The organism is Chitinophagaceae bacterium, from assembly GCA_016717285.1.
Lineage (GTDB): Bacteria > Bacteroidota > Bacteroidia > Chitinophagales > UBA10324 > JACCZZ01.
Map to the genome: position 1 here is coordinate 303,592 of JADKFU010000005.1, position 22,945 is coordinate 326,536.

General features: G+C 41.3%; 13 protein-coding genes. 3 read left to right on the forward strand and 10 right to left on the reverse strand.

Features of this window, described 5'->3' with window-relative positions:
• Position 1: 1 nt before the first annotated feature.
• The 6 genes from IPO83_11240 to can all read right to left on the reverse strand — a co-directional run bounded on the left by IPO83_11240 (position 2) and on the right by can (position 4,698).
• Positions 2-622, reverse strand: coding sequence for a hypothetical protein (locus tag IPO83_11240; protein ID MBK9731840.1), 621 nt, complete (start codon positions 620-622; stop codon positions 2-4).
• A 1-nt stretch (position 623) separates the two neighbouring features.
• The gene (locus IPO83_11245) at positions 624-1,055 is read right to left on the reverse strand and encodes a hypothetical protein (protein ID MBK9731841.1); all 432 of its coding nucleotides are present in this window, start codon (positions 1,053-1,055) and stop codon (positions 624-626) included.
• A 77-nt stretch (positions 1,056-1,132) separates the two neighbouring features.
• Positions 1,133-1,423 (reverse strand): hypothetical protein, encoded by a 291-nt coding sequence (locus IPO83_11250; protein ID MBK9731842.1) that lies wholly within the window; start codon positions 1,421-1,423, stop codon positions 1,133-1,135.
• Positions 1,424-1,487: 64 nt separating this feature from the next.
• Entirely contained in the window at positions 1,488-2,027 is a 540-nt protein-coding gene (locus IPO83_11255) for a GNAT family N-acetyltransferase (protein MBK9731843.1), read from the reverse strand.
• Positions 2,028-2,201: 174 nt separating this feature from the next.
• Positions 2,202-4,019, reverse strand: coding sequence for an excinuclease ABC subunit C (locus tag IPO83_11260; protein ID MBK9731844.1), 1,818 nt, complete (start codon positions 4,017-4,019; stop codon positions 2,202-2,204).
• 31 nt (positions 4,020-4,050) lie between these two features.
• Positions 4,051-4,698 carry a carbonate dehydratase gene (gene can / locus IPO83_11265; GenBank protein ID MBK9731845.1) on the reverse strand — a complete coding sequence of 216 codons (648 nt, stop codon included), beginning with the start codon at positions 4,696-4,698 and terminating at the stop codon, positions 4,051-4,053.
• 180 nt (positions 4,699-4,878) lie between these two features.
• On the opposite strand from can, the gene mtgA reads away from it, so the two are divergent.
• The 3 genes from mtgA to IPO83_11280 all read left to right on the forward strand — a co-directional run bounded on the left by mtgA (position 4,879) and on the right by IPO83_11280 (position 14,485).
• Positions 4,879-5,592 (forward strand): monofunctional biosynthetic peptidoglycan transglycosylase, encoded by a 714-nt coding sequence (gene mtgA / locus IPO83_11270; protein ID MBK9731846.1) that lies wholly within the window; start codon positions 4,879-4,881, stop codon positions 5,590-5,592.
• Positions 5,593-5,786: 194 nt separating this feature from the next.
• Positions 5,787-6,443, forward strand: a complete 657-nt coding sequence (locus IPO83_11275; protein MBK9731847.1) for an START domain-containing protein — start codon at positions 5,787-5,789, stop codon at positions 6,441-6,443.
• A gap of 374 nt (positions 6,444-6,817) precedes the next feature.
• Positions 6,818-14,485, forward strand: coding sequence for a hypothetical protein (locus IPO83_11280; protein ID MBK9731848.1), 7,668 nt, complete (start codon positions 6,818-6,820; stop codon positions 14,483-14,485).
• Positions 14,486-14,616: 131 nt separating this feature from the next.
• On the opposite strand, the gene IPO83_11285 is transcribed toward IPO83_11280, so the two are convergent.
• The 4 genes from IPO83_11285 to IPO83_11300 form a co-directional block, all read right to left on the reverse strand.
• Positions 14,617-16,836 (reverse strand): transglycosylase domain-containing protein, encoded by a 2,220-nt coding sequence (locus IPO83_11285; protein MBK9731849.1) that lies wholly within the window; start codon positions 16,834-16,836, stop codon positions 14,617-14,619.
• A 202-nt stretch (positions 16,837-17,038) separates the two neighbouring features.
• Positions 17,039-19,822: a tetratricopeptide repeat protein gene (locus IPO83_11290; GenBank protein ID MBK9731850.1), complete on the reverse strand. Its 2,784-nt coding sequence runs from the start codon at positions 19,820-19,822 to the stop codon at positions 17,039-17,041.
• A gap of 123 nt (positions 19,823-19,945) precedes the next feature.
• Entirely contained in the window at positions 19,946-21,505 is a 1,560-nt protein-coding gene (locus IPO83_11295; GenBank protein ID MBK9731851.1) for a glycosyltransferase family 39 protein, read from the reverse strand.
• Positions 21,506-21,583: 78 nt separating this feature from the next.
• Positions 21,584-22,831, reverse strand: a complete 1,248-nt coding sequence (locus IPO83_11300) for a DUF3179 domain-containing protein (GenBank protein MBK9731852.1) — start codon at positions 22,829-22,831, stop codon at positions 21,584-21,586.
• Positions 22,832-22,945 lie beyond the last annotated feature (114 nt).

A 22,945-nucleotide genomic window follows, 5' to 3' on the forward strand; every position in this document is an offset into this window, starting at 1 on the left:
CTTACAATTGATCTAATACTTTCATTAACCGTTTGCGCTGTGAATCTTTTTTTATTTCCGTTAGTCGTTCGTTTAATGTTTTCCGAAATTCAGGCTTGTTCTTTTTACTGATGGTCTCCAGTGTTTTTTCAGCATACATCGGCAGTTGATTAAGCGGGCAGCTCTGCAGTTCCCTGATCAGCAGTCTGAAAGATTGTGCTTCATATTTTCCGATAGAAGAAAGTTTGGCCATAATGCCAACTGCATGATCACGTGCAATAACGGAATCTTTACCTGCTGCAGTTTCTATTTTTGAAAGCGCTTTATACATTGCATCCGGAACTTCCAGCGCCATGTAATCAAGCGCAGTCATGGCGCCCCATAACATTCGGCTGTTCCCGGTTTCCAGCAAGGCGATGAATTCACTAAAATAAGGCACCAGGAGTGGAGGATTTCTTTCGCCAATTTCATATAATACTTTAATGCAATCATGCCTGATATTTTTGTTTTTGTGATGTAGACATGAAACCAGTTCTTTCACTGCATTACGATCCGCAACTGCTGCAATTTTTTTTCCCAGTTCAATATTCGGTTCTTCATCTCTTCGATCAAGTGAACTGGCCAATTGTGATAAGACCGACATGCTACGATTTTGAAAAGGTTAACCTGGAAATAACGAGGCACATAAAAACCAGTCCGGTAAGAATGATAGGAGGAAGAAAGGTAAAGTTTGCCATCACGGCGAAGCAAATGCCAAACACCAGCATATTAATATTTACAATTCCTTTCAATGTAACAGCATCTGTTTTTCTGCGCAGCAAATACCAGTTGATCAATGCGCCCAATAAATAAAGTAGCGCGAAGCAGGCGCTGAAAGCAGTGAATATATCTTGTGTAGAAGGCGCAAAGCCTGCTCCTGCATCGGTCCTGTAAGTTTTCATCAACAATATCAATTGCCGTTCTGTATCATCTGCACCTTCCGGCGAAAAAAAGAAACTCATGGAATGTGCGGCAGCAGTTAAGAGTTGAAAAAGTATGGCAGCGCTGAGCCAGAAGGTATTTTTCTTTATCATCACGTAATGGTACAATTCAGGTTGAAAAGGTATCGATTATTTGTTGTGTGCAAGCTACTGAGCCAAGTTTTTTTATGCTATCATATTGCGTAGTAAATTTTTATAATCAGCAGGGTTACAATAGTGATCAGTGCAATGGTAATTATCAGTTTGTTCATCGCAAAAAAGGAGCTAATAGTCATTGCAAGGCAGGCAATGGCGGAAATCATTGCTCCCAGGAGGAAAGGTTGCAATTGTTCAAACGTCAATGCGGTTCCAATCAAATAATTCAGGCGGAAACATTCGCCAATAGTCCGGATGAGTGCAAGATAAATTGCGACGAATGCTATTCTGGAAATTTTAACCTCATGTGTTGTAAAAAAATGTTTCATGAGTAGCATCATTTAGGTATTACCTTTTTAACTTCATGAGAGCATCTGTTTGCCTGATATCAGTTCAATCTGCCCCAACTTTCACATTGTTATTTTTCAACGAATAAATAACCATTTCTTCTGATTTTGATTCAAATACAAATCCATTTCTTTGAAGCAGCTGAAGTGATTTTTTATTGCCGGAATGAAGGTCAGCAACAATAATTTTCAGATGTAGATGGTTGAAACCAAAATCAATTACCGCTGCCAATGCTTCCTGCATGAGGCCTTTTCCCTGGTAATCCGGATGTAATACATAGCCGACTTCAGCCTTATCTTCTGCTACTTCAATATTCCATAAACAAATGGATCCAATCAGATACGGATCGTTGATCAGTTGAATGCCCCAGAAAATAGATTCATTATTTGCAACGTGATTGGTTATTCTCTGAATGAAAGCCAGCGCATCCTCCACGCTTGTTGCTTTTGGCATGTCAAGGAATTCAAGAATTCTTTCATCAGAACGGTGGATATAAATTTCATTGGCATCGTCAGTTGTCAAAGGTCGTAATGAGAGTCGTTCGGTGGTTAACGCTGGAAATGGAGTGAAGTTTAAGGATTGCATAACTTGTTTATGGATGAGTTTTAATAACTTGTATTTATTGACTTATAAAATTGTTTAGATGGTTATCCTGTGATCTGACAGTCACCAAGAAAGTGTAAAAATGCTACAATACCTTGAACAATTGATGCCTGGCTACCGTATTAATTTACTGCAGCATTATAGTAAAAGTTATCACTAACCATTCTGAGATTTGTTGTTGGAAGTGTTGAAATAGTCTCTTAATATTTTTGTTTTAGCTTTTCCGATAACCTGCTCTAATTCTTCATCGGAACCCAACTTTATTTTTTCAACCGAATGAAAATGCTGCAATAATTTTTCTGAGGTTTTGTCGGAAATGCCTTTGATAGCTGTCAATTCAGAACGCAATGTTGCCTTATCTCTTTTACTTCGGTGAAAGGTGATGGCGAAGCGATGGGCTTCATCACGCAGTTGCTGAATCAATCGTAAAGAGGGAGATTTTTTGTCAACGTATAGAGGCAAAGGATCTCCGGGAAAATATATTTCTTCGAGTCGCTTTGCAATGCCTGCGATAGCCACTCTTCCTACCAGGTTTAATTTTTCAAGGCTGTTCATTGCCGCCCCAAGCTGACCTTTACCGCCATCAATCATAATGAGTTGCGGCAACGACTGGTTTTCCTCCAATAATCTTTTGTAACGGCGGTAAACAATTTCTTCCATTGATGCAAAATCATTCGGACCTTCTACAGTTTTAATATTGTAATGACGGTAATCTTTCTTCGACGGTTTTCCGTTTTTAAAAACTACGGTGGAAGCAACAGGAAAGGCACCCTGGAAATTGGAGTTGTCGAAACATTCGATATGCACCGGTAATTCAGTAAGCCGGAAATCTTTTTGGAGTTGTGAAAGAATTCGTTGGGCTGATGTTTCCCGTTTGTTCTCAAAGTTGTCTTTCATCTTCGCCAACAGGTAATAAGAAAGATTTTTTTGAGAAAGCTCCAGGAGTTTTTTTTTGTCGCCACGCGAGGGAACGGTTACTGTTATTTCCTGGTAAGGAAATTCAATTTTGAAAGGAACGATGATCTCTTTTGAATTGCTTTGTAACTGGCTCCGCAATTCATGGATTACAAATACGAGCAGTTCTTCTTTTTCTTCTTCAATCTTTTTGTTGATCTCCAGCGTGCGTGTTTGAATTACAGAACCATTCACTATGCGCATGCAGTTTACGTACGCATTCTTTTCATCTTCTTTAAAGGAGAACACATCTACATTGGTGATAGTAGGATGAACAACAAGTGATTTGCTCTGATAATCCTGAAGTGCCAGTAATTTCTTCTTCAGCAATTCCGCTTCTTCGTAGCGGTAATTTACTGCAAGATCGTGCATTTCCTGTTTCAGGTTTTGAATCACTTCGCCAAGATTGCCTTTCAGGATGTGACGGATTTGCGCAATGCTGTGGTCGTAGGATTCTTTCGATTGCCGGGCTTCACAAGGTCCTTTGCAATTCCCGATGTGAAACTCAAGGCAGACCTTGAATTTTTGTGCAACAATATTTTTTTCACTCAGGTTGAGGTTGCAGGTGCGCAGCGGGTACATTTTTTTTATAAAATCAAGGATGCCGCTCACTCTTACTACGGAAGTGTACGGACCAAAATATTCTGACCCGTCGCGTTCAAGGGTCCTGGTAAGAAATACCCTTGGAAAATTTTCATTTTTAATACAGATGAACGGATAGGTCTTGTCATCTTTCAAGTTGATATTATAACGCGGCTGATAATTCTTGATCAATGTATTTTCAAGCAGCAATGCATCTTGCTCTGATTCTACAATGGTGAATTCAATGCGCCGCGCATGACGCACCATCACGCTGGTTTTAAACTGCGCATGGTTTTTTACAAAATAACTGGTAACCCGTTTTTTCAGGTTCTTTGCTTTACCGACATAGATCATCACACCGCCTTCGTCAATAAAACGATATACGCCGGGATCATCGGGCAAATGCGGAAAGAGATTTTTAAAGTCTTCGGTGGTCACGGTACATTCTTCTGAAAAATGTTATAGCCTGCTATTTCAAACCGGCAGCATTAGCTGCTTCATAGAATGTTTTAAGTTCTGTTGAATTGGAAAGTTGCACATTCAAATCCCGGAGTTGTCCATCTTCAATACTGTAGATCCATCCATGGACAGCCACTTTCTGTCCCCGACCCCAGGCTTTTTGAATGATCGTGGTGTTGCAAACATTCACTACCTGTTCAATCACATTGAGTTCACAAAGCCGGTTCAGCTTTTCGTGTTCGCCTTTAATAAGACTGATTTCCTTTTCGTATTTTTTCCAGACTTCTTTGATGTGGCGCAACCAGTTATCGATTAATCCGAGCTGACTGTCTTTCAGAGCAGCCTGCACACCGCCGCAACCATAGTGACCACAAACGATAATGTGTTTTACGCCAAGGGCTTCTACTGCATATTCGATGACTGACAAGCAATTAAAATCTGTGTGTACCACTACGTTGGCCACATTCCGGTGAACAAACAATTCGCCAGGCAAAAGGCCAACAATTTCATTGGCAGGCACACGGCTGTCGGAGCAACCGATCCACAGGTATTCAGGTGATTGTTGCTGCAATAACCTGGCGAAGAAATCGGGTTGGGTGGAGCGAACCCTGTCTGCCCATGCTTTATTTTTTTCGAAAAGATGTTGGAGTGGATGCATGTTGGAATTAATGGATTGATGAAATGGAATTGCGTTCAATTTACAGATAAGTGCATAAAGGTGCAAGCTAAGCAGACTTGATCATTTACAGCAGCAACTTGCTTTTCGAAAATCGAAGCATGTAAAAGTTGATGTAAAGACATTTGATGAGTACTATATTTGCCGCCGCGTGAATTATACATGCATCAAACCAGGAGTGAGGTGAAAAAAATTATTTCAAAAGTATGGCGATTATTCAAGCGCATTTTTCTTGTGTTGTTTATTTTTCATCTTGCTTATTTACTGTTAGTGAAATGGGTAAATCCACCTATCACTTTTACCCAGTTGGGCAGCCTGCTTTCCGGTCATGGCCTCAAACGGGATTATGTATCTTATCAGCAAATCAGTTCCAATGCCAAGCTCGCTGTGATTGCCAGTGAAGATCAGTTGTTTCCTGACCACAACGGATTTGATTTCAACAGTATTGAAAAGGCAATGAAGTATAATGAGAAACACCCGAACAGGGTGCGTGGTGCAAGCACCATCAGCCAGCAAGTTGCAAAAAATGTTTTTTTATGGCAGGGAAGATCATGGTTCCGAAAGGGAATGGAAGTTTATTTCACGTTTATGATTGAGTTGTTGTACAGCAAACAAAGAATACTTGAGCTTTATCTGAACGTTGCGGAAATGGGAAATGGAATATTTGGTATTGAAAGTGCGTCACACAGTTATTTCAGTAAGCCGGCATCGAAATTATCAAGAAGCGAAGCTGCCATGATTGCAGCATGCCTCCCGAATCCTAAAGTTTATAAAGTTAAACCTATGGGTAAATGGGTGGCAAGAAGATATCCCTGGATTGTACGTCAAATGAATCACCTCGATGGTGATCCTGATATTGAGCATATATTGAAATAGCAGGTGTAACTTTTTCCTTCGTTTTTCATTATACTGTTGATTCGCTCAGCTTTTTGAATGTTGCATTTGAAAAAGCGTTGATGATGAATAGTGCAGCCGGCATTTTATTTGGTGGATGCTAAACTGAATTGACAGCTACCGTAATTTCAACACCTTATTCTTTTGTATTTTCGAACACCAAATTATTATCTAAGATGAGTATGAATTCAGGAAATGTTTTTTTGTGCTGTATGTTTTTGTGCTTCAGTAGTTTTTCATTTTCACAAACAGGTGAATGGAAACTTTCTAAAGATCAGAATGGCATAAAAATTTATTCACGCCAGGTGGAGGGCTATTCGATTGCAGAGCTTAAAACGGAGATGAATGTAAAGGCACCCATGAATGCTGTGGTGGCTGTGATCATGGATGCAAATAATTATTACAGCTGGATTTATTCCTGCACTTCATCTGCCATCCTGAAAAAAATCAGTGAAACAGAACAGTATCAATACCAGGTAAATGATTTACCCTATCCGTTCAACGACCGTGACATTGCGATACATTTTAAAATCTGGCAGGACAAAGAAACCAAAAAGGTGTTTACGAGTTCGGTAGGTGAACCTGCTTATGTTCCTGCTAAAGATGGACTTGTTCGTATTCCCGTCTTCATTGGTGGTTATGAAATCACACCATTGGCAAATGGTGAAGTGCAGCTCGCTTACCAGGTGCGTTTTGATCCCGGAGGTAATATTCCTGATTGGTTGGTGAATATGTTTATTGTCAAAGCACCTTATGAATCCAGTTTGAATTTGCGCGAGTTGATTGAGAGTAAAAAATATGATGGTACCAAATTTGGGTTTTTGACGCAATAGCGTTGGCACAAAGTACCTATACACCACGGTGCAGCTTAATTTAAGCTCCTGAATTTTTTTTGTCTTGCAGATTATTTCAACAGAAAAGTATTATCTTAAATAGTAATTAAAATACTTATATGTTCAAATGCTACATTTGATTTTATCTTTTTGATAATTGAATTAAAAAAACTGGATATTTTTTTTAGCTTTATTCCCGCACTTATGACGCAAACACAAAATCAAATAATCAAATTGAAGTAGAAAGCAGAAGGGGGAGGAATTTTTATTAAGCATATCATTTTGTATAGCGACTTATAAACGGTTTGGCATTTCAAATGCAAGCCGGATCGGGAGTTGAGTGCCTGTTATAATTATAATAAAGCACATGTACTATGAAAAGGATTATTGTCTTTTTTCTTACGCTTTTTTTTACTGGCACCGCAGCAGCGCAAAACATTCGTATAATCATTGCTGACTCTGGCGGCTATACCGTTCCAAACAGCATGCTCGGCGTTAATACAGAAAGTGTATTTCAATATCGAAGTAATACCTGGAAGCGATTTCTGGATCCATCCACCGGCTTCACTACTTTTTTTTCCGGCTTTACTGATTCTGTTAAAAAACTAAACTTTCAATCTTATTATTATCCGGGAGGCAGCGTAGCAAGATTGTATCATTATGCTGCTGGAAATCACGGTTATGGTCTCTATCATGATGAGGCGGTTTTTATGGATACTAAATTCAACGACAACCATAATTATTGGGGAACCATCGATGAATCACACGACATTGAAAATCAGTACAAGTTTGAAAATGATTCGCTTTTTATAGTACCGCATCAGTTGCCTCCGCCATATGTTGACAGCCACAGCCTCCTTTGCAACCTCAATGGTGCTTCTACCGTGATCAGCGTAAATGTGCTTTGGTGGCATCCTTCAGAACTGAAACTGATTCTGGATGGATTTCATGAACGCGGAGTTCCGGTGCAAGCCGTAGTGATGGGAACAGAAGTAGATAACCGTGGTGATTCCGTGCTGTTGCCGGGCGGTGTAACTGATTATATCATACGGGCCGATTCCTTTGTTGATGTAATGCGAAATCCGGATAACCCGTTTTATGAATCCTGGTATGCTACCATTCCGATTGTTTTTAACGGCGCGAATGAGGGTGCTGATAATTTTAGCATCTGGAATTCACCACTCAGCCAGCACATTTCTACAGGGCTGGGTCTGCCAAAAATTACCGCAATTAACTGGTGGTGGTATCCTAAAAATTGTTTTAAACCTAATAAGTTTCCGGATCAATGCATGAAAGATTATTTCAATTCGATTCCCGATCGTATTGCGGCTTACAAAACTTATTATGATAAAATGTATGTAGTGCAATATGGCATTAAACCAAGTGACACTTTTAATTACAAAAACACATTTGTAACCGGGCTTTTCCCGATGAAAAATCTCTTTGGAATGATTGATTACAACGCGTTGAACGGAGAGTTTTTCGCAGGCGCTTATTTTTTCAAATTGGCTTCTGCTTCGGCTTATGATCCGTTTTGGGATGATTCGCAAACACTTCCGGTGGAATTTAATTCATCGCCGGCCACTGATGCATTTCAACTTATCAGGGAAATTGTTTCTACCAAATATCATCATCCGCAGACGCAAGCCATTACAGGAAGCGCGCATGCAGAATCTTTTTTTTTCAGCCATCCTGATTCCTGCAAGGGAAAACTATACGTTATAAATTATTCGGGGATTGCAGATACCATCCGTAACATTGAATATGAAGGCAATAATGTAACCGGAGAAATTGGCGTCCGTTCCATTTACGCTGATTCATTACTTGCCTTCCGAACGAATGTGTCACCGATCAAATACAGCACGCAACAATCATTGACCGGTGAGTATGCGATAGTGGTTCCAGGATACAGCATGCTTTTAATTGATGTTAAACTTCCTGCATACCATCTGTCGCTAATTCAATATGACCCATCAATCTGTTTAGGCCAGTCAACAACACTGAGCGTTTCCGGGGCTCTGTCTTATTCCTGGTTACCTTCAACAGGCTTGACTGAAACATCAGGTTCCGGCATTACTGCCCATCCTGAATCTACCACTACATACACTGTAACAGGAATAAATGCATCCGGTTGCATCGCTGTTGATTCTACTACAGTTACAGTTAATGCCTTACCCCAACCCGTCATAAATGGCGACACCGTCATTTGCCTCGGAGATACCATAACCCTGGAAGCGGAGCAAGATTATATAAGCTATTTCTGGTCAGATGAAAGTGTGAATGCGAGCATCGATATTGCAGAACCGGGCATCTTCACATTATCGGTAATTGATGTTAATGGCTGTACGGGCTCCGGCATTATTGAAGTTGCTCAAAAATTTACTCCTGTAATTGAAGGAAACGATTCAATTTGTTCCGGTTTCACCAGCTTGTTTTCTGTGGCAGGAAATTATCAGTCTTTCAACTGGTCTACAGGCGACACTACATCATTTATTACAGTTTCAGAACCACAGTTATACAGCGTCCTGGTGATTGATTCTGCAGGATGCGAAGCCATGGCATACAGATCATTGAGTTTTGCAAATCCACAACCTCAGATTTCCGGAAGCGAATTTATTTGTGAAGCCACGGCTGTTGCGTTAGATGCCGGTTCCGGATATCTTCACTATCAATGGTCGACGGGTGATACAGTACAAACGGTTAGTCTTGCGAATGTTGGGTATGCGGCTGTTACTGTTACCAATAATAAAAACTGTTTGGGAAGTGATACCATTTTGATGATTGGGAAAAATAATCCTATTCCGGAAATTACCGGTGATGATTCAATTTGTTCAGGCTCTGTTGTTACCTGGACGACAGTTGTTTCTTACGCCACTTATCACTGGTCGAATCTTGACACCATTTCAGGTACTCTTTTATTTTTGCCTGGCACGTATACGGTTTCAGTCACTGATTCATTCGGATGCGCAGGTAGTGATTCTGCAACACTTTATGTTCTTGATAACCCTTCTCCTCATATTTCCGGGCAGGATTCGATATGCGAAGAAACATCCATCCAGCTTTTTGCAGAAGAAGGATTTTCCAACTATCAATGGTCAACTGATGATACAACTTCTACTGTTGAAATACATGCGGCGGGTCAATATTCAGTTTCAGTAATTGATATGAATGGTTGTTCAGGAAATGATACACTGAGCGTATATCCGCGACTGGTTCCAATCATCTCAGGCAATAATGCAATTTGTGAAGGTGACACAGCCCTCTTATATGCTGAAGAAGGATATTTTCATTATCTCTGGTCTTCCGGTGACACGACTTCCATTATAAAAGCAACCGTCTCTGGTATATATTCGGTAACTGTAATAGATTCTGCAGGGTGCATCGGATCTTCTTCCATCAACCTTACTGTTCATCCCATTCCAGTTGTAAATATTTCAGGATTGAATATTATTTGCGCGGGAAATTCAACCACCTTCAGCGCTGGTATCGGATTCAGCAGTTACCTCTGGTCAAACGGCACAACTGGCAGCATTGTAGCGCTTTCACTCCCTGGCATTTATGCTGTTACCGTTACTGATCCGAATGGTTGCATAGGAACTAATTCCAGAACATTAACCATCGACAGTGTATCAACTATTTCGGTATCACCAGTTATTTCTTCCATTTGTTTCGGTGATACGATTCATTTTACCGTCACCGGCGCTTCCAGTTATATCTGGTCACCTACGATTCAATTGAGTGCTACATCAGGAGATGCCGTGGATGTTTATCCTGCAATTAACACAACATACACTGTGCTTGGAATAAATGAAGAAGGATGTTCGCCTTACGAGATCTTACCGATAACAGTGAACAGTTTGCCGGAAGTAACCTTTACACCACCAGTGGCGACTATTTGTTCTGGAAATAATATTTCAATTTCCGCCAGTGGTGGTTCATCTTATGTTTGGTCACCGGCTACAGCTTTAAATACAATAAGCGGGAATACGGTTATCGCCAGTCCTGTTGTTTCACAAATTTATCATGTTACCGGCACTGATACACTTGGATGTTCTTCTACTTCGGATGTAACTGTTTCTGTTAACGCAAAACCTCTTATAACGATTAGTCCTGCGCAACCTGCTATTTGTGCGGGAGCAAGCAAAGTACTAACCGCTTCAGGAGGAACATCTTACACGTGGTCACCGTCAACGGGTTTAAATGTTACTACAGGATCCACGGTAACAGCACAGCCTGCTGTAACAACTACCTATACCATTACCGGTTTCAATGCTTTTGGTTGTTCCGCTACCACCACTGTCACACTTACTATTAATCCGCTGCCGGTTGTTACCGTTGATCCATCAAGCGCCGCTATATGTAAAGGGTTTTCCACGAACCTCACTGCTGCAGGGGCAGCTACTTATACCTGGGCGACATCAGGTGGATTGAATGTAACCACTGGCGCCAATGTTGTGGCAAGTCCGGCAAATACAAAAACATACACACTAGTCGGTACAAGCAATACCGGTTGTTCTTCAGTAACAACAGTAACTGTAATCGTAAATGCATTACCGGTAGTATCAATAAATCCTGCAGCGATTACTATTTGCCAGGGCAATTCAACGGATCTGACTGCCGCAGGTGCATTAAATTATACATGGGCACCTCAATCGTCGTTAAATAGTACTACCGGGAACATAGTTAATGCAAGTCCAGGTACCACCAAAACATTTACGGTAACCGGAACAAACGCAGCAGGATGTTCTGCAACTGCGCAATCAGTAATTACCGTGAGGCCCAAGCCACCAGCAGCAGTAAGCCCTTCAGTGGTTTCTTATTGTCCGGATGGCAGCGCGACATTGATTGCTTCGGGAGGAGTTTCTTATTCCTGGACACCTTCAGCGGGACTCAATGTCACCACAGGATCTACAGTCGTAGCATCTCCGAACAGTAACAGAACTTACACAGTTACCTGCACCGATGCATTCGGTTGCACCGCAACTGCTACTTCTAAAATCACAGTGAATGTAAATCCTACACTTGCAATTACACCTTCTTCAGCTCAGATCTGTATTGGCGGAAATGTGACGCTTACCGCTTCTGGTGCAAGTACTTACTCGTGGTCGCCTTCCGCAGGATTGAGTATTACAACGGGGGCATCTGTGCTGGCCAATCCTTCTATAACAACTACGTACACGGTTACAGGTATAAACGCAACTGGCTGCACAGCAACAGCAACCAGGCTCGTTACAGTAAATCCCAATCCTTCTGTGACGGTGAATCCTGCATCGCCATCCATCTGCATTGGATCCGGAACTTTATTAACTGCTTCCGGTGCTTCAATTTATAACTGGCTTCCTTCCACAGGTTTAAACATTACCTCGGGAGCAGTCGTAACTGCCACGCCATTAGTAACAACCAGCTATACGGTTACTGGTACAAATACTTTTGGCTGCAGTGCTTCTCAATTTACAGTAGTGACTGTAAATTCTTTGCCTGTTTTAAACGTGCTATCACAACCATCAACTATTTGCCAGGGAGTCTCTTCTACACTTTCCGCCAGCGGAGCAATGACTTATTTATGGTCGCCGCCGCTTGCGGGTTTGAATGTTGTAGTGGGTGATGTTGTGATAGCCACTCCTTTTTCAAATACAACCTACCAGGTAACCGGTACAAATGCGGAAGGGTGCGAATCAACAGCATCCGTTAACATCAATGTTTTACAAAACCCTACTCCTTCGATAACCGGTGAGCATGCAGTGTGTAGCGGATTTGCCGCTTCCTTGATTACACAATCAGGTTATGCATCTTACCTCTGGTCAAATGGAAGCACTGCCCAAAGTATTTCAGTTGGTACTGCCGGAGACTATTCTCTTACTGTAACGGCTGAAAATGGTTGTTCCGGATCAACTTCACATTCGCTCGCGATTCTTCCGCTTCCCGCACCAGTCATCACCGGAGTCAATGCAATCTGTTCAGGAACGAATGCAACATTAGATGCAGGAGACGGGTACAATTCTTATCAATGGTCAACTTCAGCAACTACTCAAACCCTTGCAGTTTCTTCCGAAGGAAATTATAGTGTAACAGTGACTGATGCAAATGGGTGTTCCGGTTCAGCTTCGCATACGCTCGCAATTCTTCCGCTTCCATCACCACTTATTGACGGCGCTGATTCGATTTGTACCGGAACCAATACTACATTGGATGCAGGCACAGGATACACTTCTTATTTGTGGTCAACAGGTGAAGCAACACAAATGATTTTTGCTGTTGCTGAAGGAAATTATTCGGTTACCGTAACAGATTCAAATAACTGTGCCGGTACAATTTCAAAATCCATAAGCTATTTTGAATCACTGAATCCAACCGTTAATGGTGCAGATACTATATGTGCAGGATCATCAACTACATTATATGCAAGCGATGGATTTTCAAGCTATTTATGGTCGACAGGAAGCACCTCGCAATCGATACTGGTTGCATCTGCCGGAAATTATGCTGTTCAGGTAATGGATCAACATGGTTGTATTGCCAATGCTGCCTTTACGATTTCAGTCATCAGTGGTGATCCGGTTATCATCACACCTTCTTCTGCTGCTATTTGTGAAGGAGATTCTGCAACACTTATTGCGTCAAATGGAAACACTTTCAGTTGGGAACCTTTAACAGGATTAAGCAGCATTTCCGGTTCATCTGTAGTTGTTAATCCTGAAACAACAACAACCTATACTGTTTCAGGTACCAGCGAATATGGTTGCCTCACCAGTGGTTTTGTTACGATAACTGTAAATCCTGTTCCTGTTGTTATGGTGGATCCGGCTCAGGCAGTCATCTGTTCCGGCAACAACGTATCACTTATCGCAAGTGGTGCGCAGCAATTCAGTTGGATTCCTGCTACAGGATTAAATACATCAAGTGAGGCTGCCGTAATTGCGAACCCGGAATCCACCACTACTTATAATGTAACCGGCATCACCGCTGAAGGTTGTATTGATACGGCAACTGTGCAGGTAACAGTAAATTCAAAACCAGTCGTGAGTGTCAATCCTTCGGCTGTTATCATCTGTCGGGGTTCGTCCATTTTACTTACTGCCTCAAATGCACTGACTTATTCCTGGTCGCCTTCCAATGCATTAAATGCAACAACAGGAGAAAGTGTGACTGCCACTCCGGTTGTCACTACTACTTATACCGTTACAGGCACCGATAGCGTCGGCTGCTCTGCAACTGCTGAAATGGAAGTAACGGTGAATGAAGACACTTTATACTATGAGGATGCTGATAATGATATGTATGGAAATGCTGCCGTAGCTCAAATCAGTTGTTTGGGACAACCATCTGGCTATGTTTCAAATAGCACAGATTGTAATGATGCCGCACCCGGAATACATCCTGATGCTGCTGAAATTTGCTTTAATGGCATTGATGACAATTGTAATAGCGAAGAGGATGAAGGATGCGTGACCTCATTTGTTTTTGAGGTGAAATTTTTCATTCAGGGTTACATGGATGAATTTAATCCGGGATTTATGAAACCTGTTTTATCTAATGAAAATATAGGTGTTGACCTTGCTGAAGTGGATACTGTAACTATAAGATTACATGATGAAGCAGGTTATGAAACAATTGATTCCTTCAGCGGTTTGCTGCATGCGGATGGAATGATAAGTTGTACTTTCTTTAATGTCGCTCACAATAGTTCCTATTATATTTCTATCCATTATAAAAACACCCTTGAAACATGGAGTGCTGCTGCGGTATCGATGAATGATAGCAGTTACGATTTTTCATCGGATGTGCTGCAAGCATATCCTGATCCATTCAATCCGAATCCGCAGATGACATTTATTGCAGGCATTTGGGCGATTTACAGTGGCGACATAGATCAGAATGGATCAATTGACGGCGGCGATTTCAATGCGATGGAACCGGATGTTACATTCCCCAATTTCGGTTATAATATCGCTGATATTACCGGTGACGGCATACCAGACGGACAGGATTATAATTTACTGGAACCTAATGTTGCGTTGGGATTGTTTGTGGCTCGTCCGTAAATCTGTTATGCAGGTTTATAAGGTTGATGGAGGCAGTTGCATAAATGGTCAATGGTCAATAGTTAATTGTCAATAGTCCTTGGACATTAGTTCATTGGCACATTAAAGCATGGGCACATCATGTATAAAACCTACTGATTCTTTTCCCCCGTACCAAAAATAAAATCAGTGTTCTGTTGGCCGTTTTCTTCATTGTATTTAGAGCAATCGGTTTCGATGCTCAGCTCACCGGAAGGAGGTGTAAAATGCGCTGTAGTGGAAATATTCAGCGATTTGTCTGCATAACAACTTTTAATAAAATAAGCCCATATCGGCAAAGCCATGCTGGCACCCTGGCCGTAGAACATTGATTTAAACCTGATGATCCGTTCTTCACCACCTACCCAACAACCGCCTACAATTTGTGGTGTGATGCCCATAAACCAACCATCGGTATTGTCCTGTGTGGTACCGGTTTTTCCACCCATCTCCGCTGTAATTTCAAACTTACCCCTGAGGCGGCTGGCAGTTCCATGGTCCACCACATTTTCCAGCATCTTTACCATCACATAGGCTACTTGTTCAGAAACAACTTCTACTTGTTTGGAAGTAAAATCCTGTATCACACTTCCTTTGTTGTCTTCAATGCGTAACAGGTAACGTGGCCTTGTATAAGTACCCTGATTCGCGAATGTTCCATAAGCTCCCGTCATTTCATAAACTGAAATATCGGGCACACCCAGGCAAATGGAAGGATAGGGTGGCATGTCGCTGGTGATGCCCATCCGTCTTGATAAATCAATCATTGGCTGCGGACCTAATTGTTTCATCAGAAATGCGCTGACGGTATTGATGGAATTCTGAAGTCCCTGGTAAAGGGTAACCATTCCACCGTATTTCCCATCTGAATTGGAAGGTGTCCAATCCTGAAATTCCGGAAAAGAAATTTTTTCATTCGGAACCTGGAAACATGGTGAGTAACCATTGTCAATGGCCAGTGTGTAAAGAATGGGTTTAATGGTAGAACCAACCTGCCTTTTTGCATTGATGTTTACATGGTCGTATTGAAAATAATGATGGTTGATGCCACCTACCCAGGCAAGGATGTTTCCATTGGTGGGATCCATAGCCATAAATCCACAATGCAAAAAGAATTTATAATACCGGATGGAATCATAGGGCGACATGGTGGTATCTATTTCGCCTTTATAGGAAAATACAGTCATCGGAATTTTTGTTTTGAAAGCAATACGAACCGAATCTTCTGAAATGCCTGCAGCTTTCATCTTCGACCATCGTTCACTTCTCTTCATCGCGTCTTCAATAAATTTTTCATTCTTGCCCCACGGTACAGAACCCTTGTAACTTTGATTGAATTGCTTTTGCAAATCACGCATGTGCTTTTGTACCGCGTCTTCGGCATACAACTGCATTTTATAATTGATGGTGGTATAAATACGAAGTCCGTCTTTATAAATATTGTATTGAGAACCATCCGGCTTCAAATGATCTTTGCAGAATTGTGTGAGATCCTGTCGCAGGAATTCACGGAAGTACGTAGCAGCTCCTTCATTGTGATCAGGACTCATATAATTGAGAATGATAGGTATCTGCTTCAGAGAATCATATGCCGCTTGCGTGAGAAAGCCATTTTTTTTCATCTGCGACATCACGATGTTTCTGCGTGTTAATGCAAAATCAGGATGACGTCTTGGATTGTAGATGGTGCTTCCATTCAGCATTCCGATGAGCAATGAAGCTTCTTCAACGCGCAATGAGTCGGGTGTTTTATTGAAATAAGTATGTGCCGCGGATTTAATACCGTAAGAGTTTTCACTGAAAGCGACAGTTTGCAGATAAAGATTTAGAATTTCATCTTTTGTATATCTTCTTTCAAGCTTGATCGCTATTACCCATTCTTTGAATTTCGACAGGAGCGTAGCAAAAATGTTTGATGAAGGTCTTGGAAAAAGATTCTTAGCCAATTGCTGTGTAATGGTACTGCCACCTTCCTTATCTCCGACAAGTGTAGAAAGCGCTGCCCTTAAAGTGCCCCAATAATCGATGCCGGAATGACTGTAAAACCGCACATCCTCTGTTGCGGTGAGGCAATTGCGGATCATTACCGGAATTTCTTCAAAAGAGGACGTAGAGCGGTTCTGAAAATAATATTTACCAAGCAACACACCATCAGATGAATATACTTCAGTAGCGAGTGAACTGCGCGGATTTTCTATTTCCTCGAAGGAAGGCATCTTCCCGAATGCGCCTACTGCTGCCAGTAACAACATTAAAAAAAAGAAAGTGATACTACCCAACACGCAGTACCAGAAATATTTTATGAATGGCGTTGACTTCTTATTTTTTAACATGAAGAGTAAGGATCAGGCACAATGACTGGATGTGGTCTGCAAATAAAGTAAAGTTAAGTAGGTTTTTCGCGGTAGCATGTTGGATGCTGTGATCAGATGTGTTGCGAAGCAAAAAATATTCCTTCAATTGGACTAAGAACGTGTTTTTAGATAGTGTATCACTGACAAATCTTAGCCGTAATTTTTATAAAAAATACGGTGATCACTCACCATCATCGCTTTCTTCCTCTTCTTCATTCTCATAATTTTTGGAAAAGAAGTCTTCATATTCAGCTACATCCTTGCGCTGATAAAAGAGCGGGAAATTTTTGTCATCAATTACAAAAATGGAATAGCCAATGTCTTCCACAGATTCAAAAAGGGTTTCGGAATCAGAAACCTCATTGTAGTAAGTCATTGCAGCATCCTTGTTTTTCATTTGTTTTACAACTATGATCTGTGTCTTGGTATCGAGCAATTGTGGCGTTACTTTATAATTATCGAGTGCATGCTTTGCCTTATTGAAATCAGAAAGACCGGCAGAAACATCTTTTGTTTTGGGTGAAATGGTATTGAAGACGACCACTAAATAATGCGGATTTCCTTCATGCAACTGATAAGGAGCGACCTTGGAATTTTGCTTGTTTTTACTCATCGGATCACTTTGCTTGTTTAACGGAGCCGCAGCCTGTTGTACACCAAGTGCAATCAATATTTCAATTGCTTTATCGTGTACCTCGCCACTTGGATATTTTTTTACGATGGAATCAAGTGCATCAATGTATTCCTGGCGGCCCAGTGTTTTACCTTTTACCATGGCCTCCAATAAGTCAAACTTAGGTTCCAGTGGATTTGGCCTGAATAAACTGTCTGCTGCCCGAATCCGTTTTATTACGTCCTTATATTGTTCCTGTGTATAATAGTCGTAAGTAGAAGCGTAATAATTACTCAACTCATGCTTCTGAGCGTCTTTTTTATTTAAGTAATCAGGGTCACTGATTACCATCGCATATACACTGGTTGGGTTTTGCAAAATCAGTTGTTTATAGCTTTCCGCTTTTGCAACGTTGCCTGTTTGTGTGTAAAGAAGATAGAGGTTATAGTATACAGAAGTAATATTTTCCATGTCCGGAAAACGGGCGGCCATCTTTTCAAATGTTTCGATGGCCTTCGGAATATTTTTCAGATCGCTTTTATAAATAGTTCCCAGATCATAATAAGCGTCGAACAGAATGCCGTTCGATACGGCCATTTTTTCCTTCGTGAGTGGAATATTCTCCGCCATCTTTTGCGATTCGCTTACACCTTCACTTGCTTTATTCGCAGCCAATATTGCTTCCTTGTCTTCTACGCTTTCTCCGCTATTGTCAGCAACCTGGGCATCATTTGATTTTTTATCGCTTCGCCGCCAGTTATCTTCCGGCGGACGGTTGCCCCACTTCTTTATAAACTCATTGTAACCTGTCGCTTTTGTAGAAGTATTGTAGAAGTACCAGTTGCCGGAGGTTCCTGCCTGATTGCCCGGGAGTTCCTGAATTTTCTGAGTCTCCAGACTCAACATAGTGTCTTTGGCTTCATATTGTTTTTTGCGCTCAGCGGTTGTGATCGCATTGTCAATAATTTTATTCCTTTCTTTTTCACTCATCTTTGCGAGTTTTTGCAAACTGTCCTGCACAAAGATGATCCTGTTTGCCTGCGCGATGCGATCTAACACTGCATGAATTTCTTTTACACGATCAAGTGTGTCAAACTTCGGATCCAAAAAAGCCACTGCGCTGTCATAGCTGGGCTGTGCTGTCATATAGTCCTGATCAAGAAAACTCAGTTCTCCTAATTTTAGAAAGGAAAGTCCTTTTTGATTGATATCCGCGAAACTGTTTTTAATAGATGTTTCCAGATTCACTACGGCTTCTTCTTCTTTATCCTGCCGCAGGTTTACCAGGGCCATGTAATAATAGATTTGGTCGTTGTAATCAACATAGCGTTCATCGTGCGACATCTCAACCAGTTGCGCCATTACCTCTTTATAGGAGCCAACACCCGACTGAATGAAAATTTTACCGGCATTAATACGGGCATTAAATTCCATTTCATAAGACGGTCTCAGGCTGGCTACTTCACCGAATTTCTTAATCGCGTTTGCATAGTTGCCGTTCAGTTGGTTGAGCTGAGCAAGAATGAAAGTATAACGCGTTTTATCTTTCATATTCTTAGTAAGGTCAGTAGCGATCTGCATCGGATCAATCGCCTTCTCGTATTGCTTCTGTTGAATATTAACATATGCTTTTGTCAGTGCAAGATCTTCACTTAGATCTTTAGGAAACTTATTGCCCTCTTCGAGATAGGCGATAATAGCTTGCGCATCTGAAAAATTCCTCAGGTTGGCATAACAACGAACCATCCACAACAGGTCAATATTACGAATGGGTTGATGTTTCAGAAAACTCAGTGCGCCGCCTTCGTTGTCTGAAGCCGCTTTCGCTTCTTCTTTTTCACGCTGAGCATCGCGCTGCGCTTTGGTCATGGGTTTGCCTTTCTTCTTTTTCTTTTTAGAAGCAGCGGATGAAGTGGATGGGGCCTTTTCTTTAAATTCAGAAGATACATATTGAAATGTTGCGAGTGCCGCTTCGTAATTCTTCTTGTAATAATATGCTTTGCCAATATTGAAATAACAATCGTCTGCCCATTTGCTTTTTGGATGAAGCTTGACAACAACAGTTAATCTTTTGATGACTGAATCCATTTCGCTTCCGGCAGCAGCGTCGTCAGCATTTCCAATGTCGTAGATAGGAAGGAGTTTTGTATAATCGTCTTTTTTTCCGGAGCGCATTTGCTGCTCGGTTTCCGTCATTTTCAATTTTGCATAGTAATACCCGTTGTAATGGGCACTGGTATTGTGATAAACCCGGCCAAAATAAGATTGTCCGCCTTTCTTGCCGGAAGAGCAGGACGACAAGATTAAAACAGTAAAAAGTACCGAAAAGAGCCGGTGTTGTTTTCTATGCAATTCTATCAGAAATTTAAACGTGCAAGATAACTCATAAAAGGTAAAAATATTTTTAAAGAGGGAAATTAACGCAAGATAATTGGTTTCGTGTGAACAGGCATTTCAAACGTGCTTCCCGGTAGGTTATTGGATGACAGTTGAAGGAATAAAACCTGTTTTTTTTGGCTCCAGCACTTGAAACAGATCGCATCCTTTCCAGGATTGAATCACCTTGCCTGTCCAGTTGGTGCGCAACGCTTCCCTAAGCATTGGTTCACAAGTCATAACTATTTCTCCGGGCTCCAGCTCCGTTGGATTGTTTTTTAGAACGATGGAATAATGATCCAGATGCTGGTAAGTTCGTTGGTAGAATTTCAATTGATCGTAATGCTCAGGGTCTTTTGGTGGTGATTTCAGGATAGTATACCTGCTTATTTCCGGATGGTTCTCGTTTAAGAATTTCATAAATGCGCCTGTGATTCTGAATTCATCTGATTGGCTCCGGTCCCAGGCGTAAGTGATGTCGTCAGTTGTAAATATTTTATTAACCATTCGGCTATAAGGAATTAGCAATGCTGCAAAAAGGACCAATACAACTATTGAATTTTTGAATGACTCCTGTACCTGAAAGTAAGGAAGCGTACCCAGCTTTTTAATCACGCTATAAATGAATATGGCAACGATTAAACTCATTAACGGATAAAGAGGCGCATCGTACCATTCTAATTTATCAGCCGGATAGGAAATGAGCAGGAAATAACCCAATGAAAGTATCCAAAGGTAAAGCAGGCAACGTATTACTATTTTTTCCTTTTCGAAAAGAAACATAATTAATGAAAAGGGAAGCAGGTAAAGGAAAGGCGTGAAACTTCCATGTAGCATATTGAAAAAGTAAAATGAAAAAGGCTGCACATGCCAGCTCATCACGGTATTGTTGAAGCGCATTAATTCAGAAGCATATACCACAGACCAATAACCCGGCGACATTGTTTCCCGCAGCAAATAATAACTTCCTGATAAGAGTAATACAATTGCTGCAGCCATATAAACTGCTTTTTGCCGTAATAAATTAAAAAAACTACCATCAGCTATTGATACGATAACGAGCAGAGGAACCGGTAGCCAGCCGGCAATTCCTTTGGTGTAAAATGCACCGGTTATTCCCACTGCCATCAGAAAAAAATGGAGTCCAGGCCGGCCTGGTTTGAGGAGGTATTTAAGAAAAACCAATAGGTACAGGGTGATCCAGAAAACAAGCGTAGCGTCCAGGTCGCCGCTTCGGGTTACGTGAATGGTGACGTAACCGTTGGCAGATACAAGTGTGAGCATTGCTACCATTGCAATAAGAACGGAATCAAAAACAGCCAGACTAAACCACAGTAAAACGAGGATTGTAAGCAAAGCAAAAACTGCGGAAGGGAGACGGATGGCAAATTCATTCCAGCCGAAAAGATGAAGACTAATCGTTTCCATCCACAATACGAAAGGCGGTTTTGTATTATATAGATCCGGTTGGCCTTCCATGCGAACTACAACCGGATCGTGAGTTAAATACATGTCAAGCGCATTGTTTGCATAAGTTGCTTCGTCCCACATATAGATCGGTGCAACACCAAGTTTTGCAAACAACGGAATGCAGCAAAGGATAATAGTTATGACGAGCAGGGTGCCTTTAAAATAGGAATTGTTCAAAAGCAGTTTCATAAATGGTTAAAGATAGGGTGCAGTTGGTAGATTGGACAGGGTTGAGATTTTTAAAATTTCAGACTCCTGTCAGCAGGGTTATTGTTGTTTAATAGCTGGCGGCGCGTTTAGAAATTTATTATTAGTAATACCGTAAGTAGCATTTTTATGCTTACCATAAAATCTTTCCCACGAATGATAATAGGTTTGATATGCGGTAACAGGTAACAATTTTCTTCCTGCAAAATGTCCTGATGTGCATTCCCCTTTCCAATTCCAGCCGGAGCCGGTTTGCGCATCAAGAAATAAACTGTCATTTTGTAACGAGAAGAGAAGTGAGGTATCTCCCAGGCTGCTTTTAAATGCATGAAATGAATAGCCGTCTTTTTGCAGGGTAATTACAACAGGTTGGTTATTCACGGTAGTGTTAATTAGTTTCTTCTCTGTGAGTTCATTCCACAGGAAAACTTTAGAACTGTCGTCCAGCAATACTCCAATCACCCAGCTATTCGGTAGAAAAGATTTGTTCTTTTCCCGATCCGTATTGGCAGAAGGGATATTTATATCATAGCTTTTCAGTTTCGCGTATTCCTTAATATAATGCGGATCAGGTTGCATGATGAGTGTGTTCGGATGCTGCGCTATCCAGGTATTCAACGTCATTTGCTCATACGGAATGGTTTTCATTGCGGTACCTTTTAAGGGTCCTGCCCCGGCTATTCCGGTAGATTGATACCACCACGACCGGGTGGTTTCATCTTCAATTACCGCATTGTTAAAAGCCGCACCTACCAGCCTGAATCGTTCCTGCCTGCCATTGATCACAGGATCGTACACCATACCGGTGCGACACATCGTGCAATAGGTTACTAAAACAGGCATGCCACCAATAACATCCTGAATTTTATGGTGATAGCCAACATACTTCAGCGGGTAAGCTTTCGCTTCCCCATTCAGTTCAATGCCCAGTACATAATTATTTCCGGGTACGGTATTCTTATCAGGAAGTGTAAACAATAATTCTTTCGGTTCTTTAAACACATTTTCAGGCATAAAGCGAAAACCTAAAACATACACGGTGAGCACGCTGAATGCGAAAAGTCCGGTGACGATAATTTTTCCAATTGTGGAACCGGATTTCCAGGTCTGAAACAGCAAAGGAAAAACGAATAAAAGCCCAAGGATTCTTGCAAACCAAAGTGTCTTGTAAAGAAAGTGGCCGAGTTCCATCTGATCCGAATACTGGCTGGTTGGAACAGGCATGATCAGGTAGAAAACAGCAGCATCCGGAAGGATGAGGAGCAGCATGCCGATGGCGAAAAGGAAGATTCGGAGGCGTTGATTCATAAGAAAGGCACAAACATAGTGAGTTGGAAGGAAATGTGAGTAGTGAGTAGTGAGTAGTAAGTCCTTAGTCCTTAGTCTTTTGACTTTTAGTCTTTTAGTCTTTTAGTCTTTTAG

Excerpts from the sequence above, each read along its gene's own strand:
- IPO83_11285 (MBK9731849.1), bottom strand. The coding sequence starts at position 16,836 with ATGTTAAAAAATAAGAAGTCAACGCCATTCATAAAATATTTCTGGTAC.
- IPO83_11295 (MBK9731851.1), bottom strand. The coding sequence starts at position 21,505 with ATGAAACTGCTTTTGAACAATTCCTATTTTAAAGGCACCCTGCTCGTC.
- can (MBK9731845.1), bottom strand. The coding sequence starts at position 4,698 with ATGCATCCACTCCAACATCTTTTCGAAAAAAATAAAGCATGGGCAGAC.
- IPO83_11250 (MBK9731842.1), bottom strand. The coding sequence starts at position 1,423 with ATGAAACATTTTTTTACAACACATGAGGTTAAAATTTCCAGAATAGCA.
- IPO83_11240 (MBK9731840.1), bottom strand. The coding sequence starts at position 622 with ATGTCGGTCTTATCACAATTGGCCAGTTCACTTGATCGAAGAGATGAA.
- mtgA (MBK9731846.1), top strand. The coding sequence starts at position 4,879 with ATGCATCAAACCAGGAGTGAGGTGAAAAAAATTATTTCAAAAGTATGG.
- IPO83_11255 (MBK9731843.1), bottom strand. The coding sequence starts at position 2,027 with ATGCAATCCTTAAACTTCACTCCATTTCCAGCGTTAACCACCGAACGA.
- IPO83_11280 (MBK9731848.1), top strand. The coding sequence starts at position 6,818 with ATGAAAAGGATTATTGTCTTTTTTCTTACGCTTTTTTTTACTGGCACC.
- IPO83_11275 (MBK9731847.1), top strand. The coding sequence starts at position 5,787 with ATGAGTATGAATTCAGGAAATGTTTTTTTGTGCTGTATGTTTTTGTGC.
- IPO83_11300 (MBK9731852.1), bottom strand. The coding sequence starts at position 22,831 with ATGAATCAACGCCTCCGAATCTTCCTTTTCGCCATCGGCATGCTGCTC.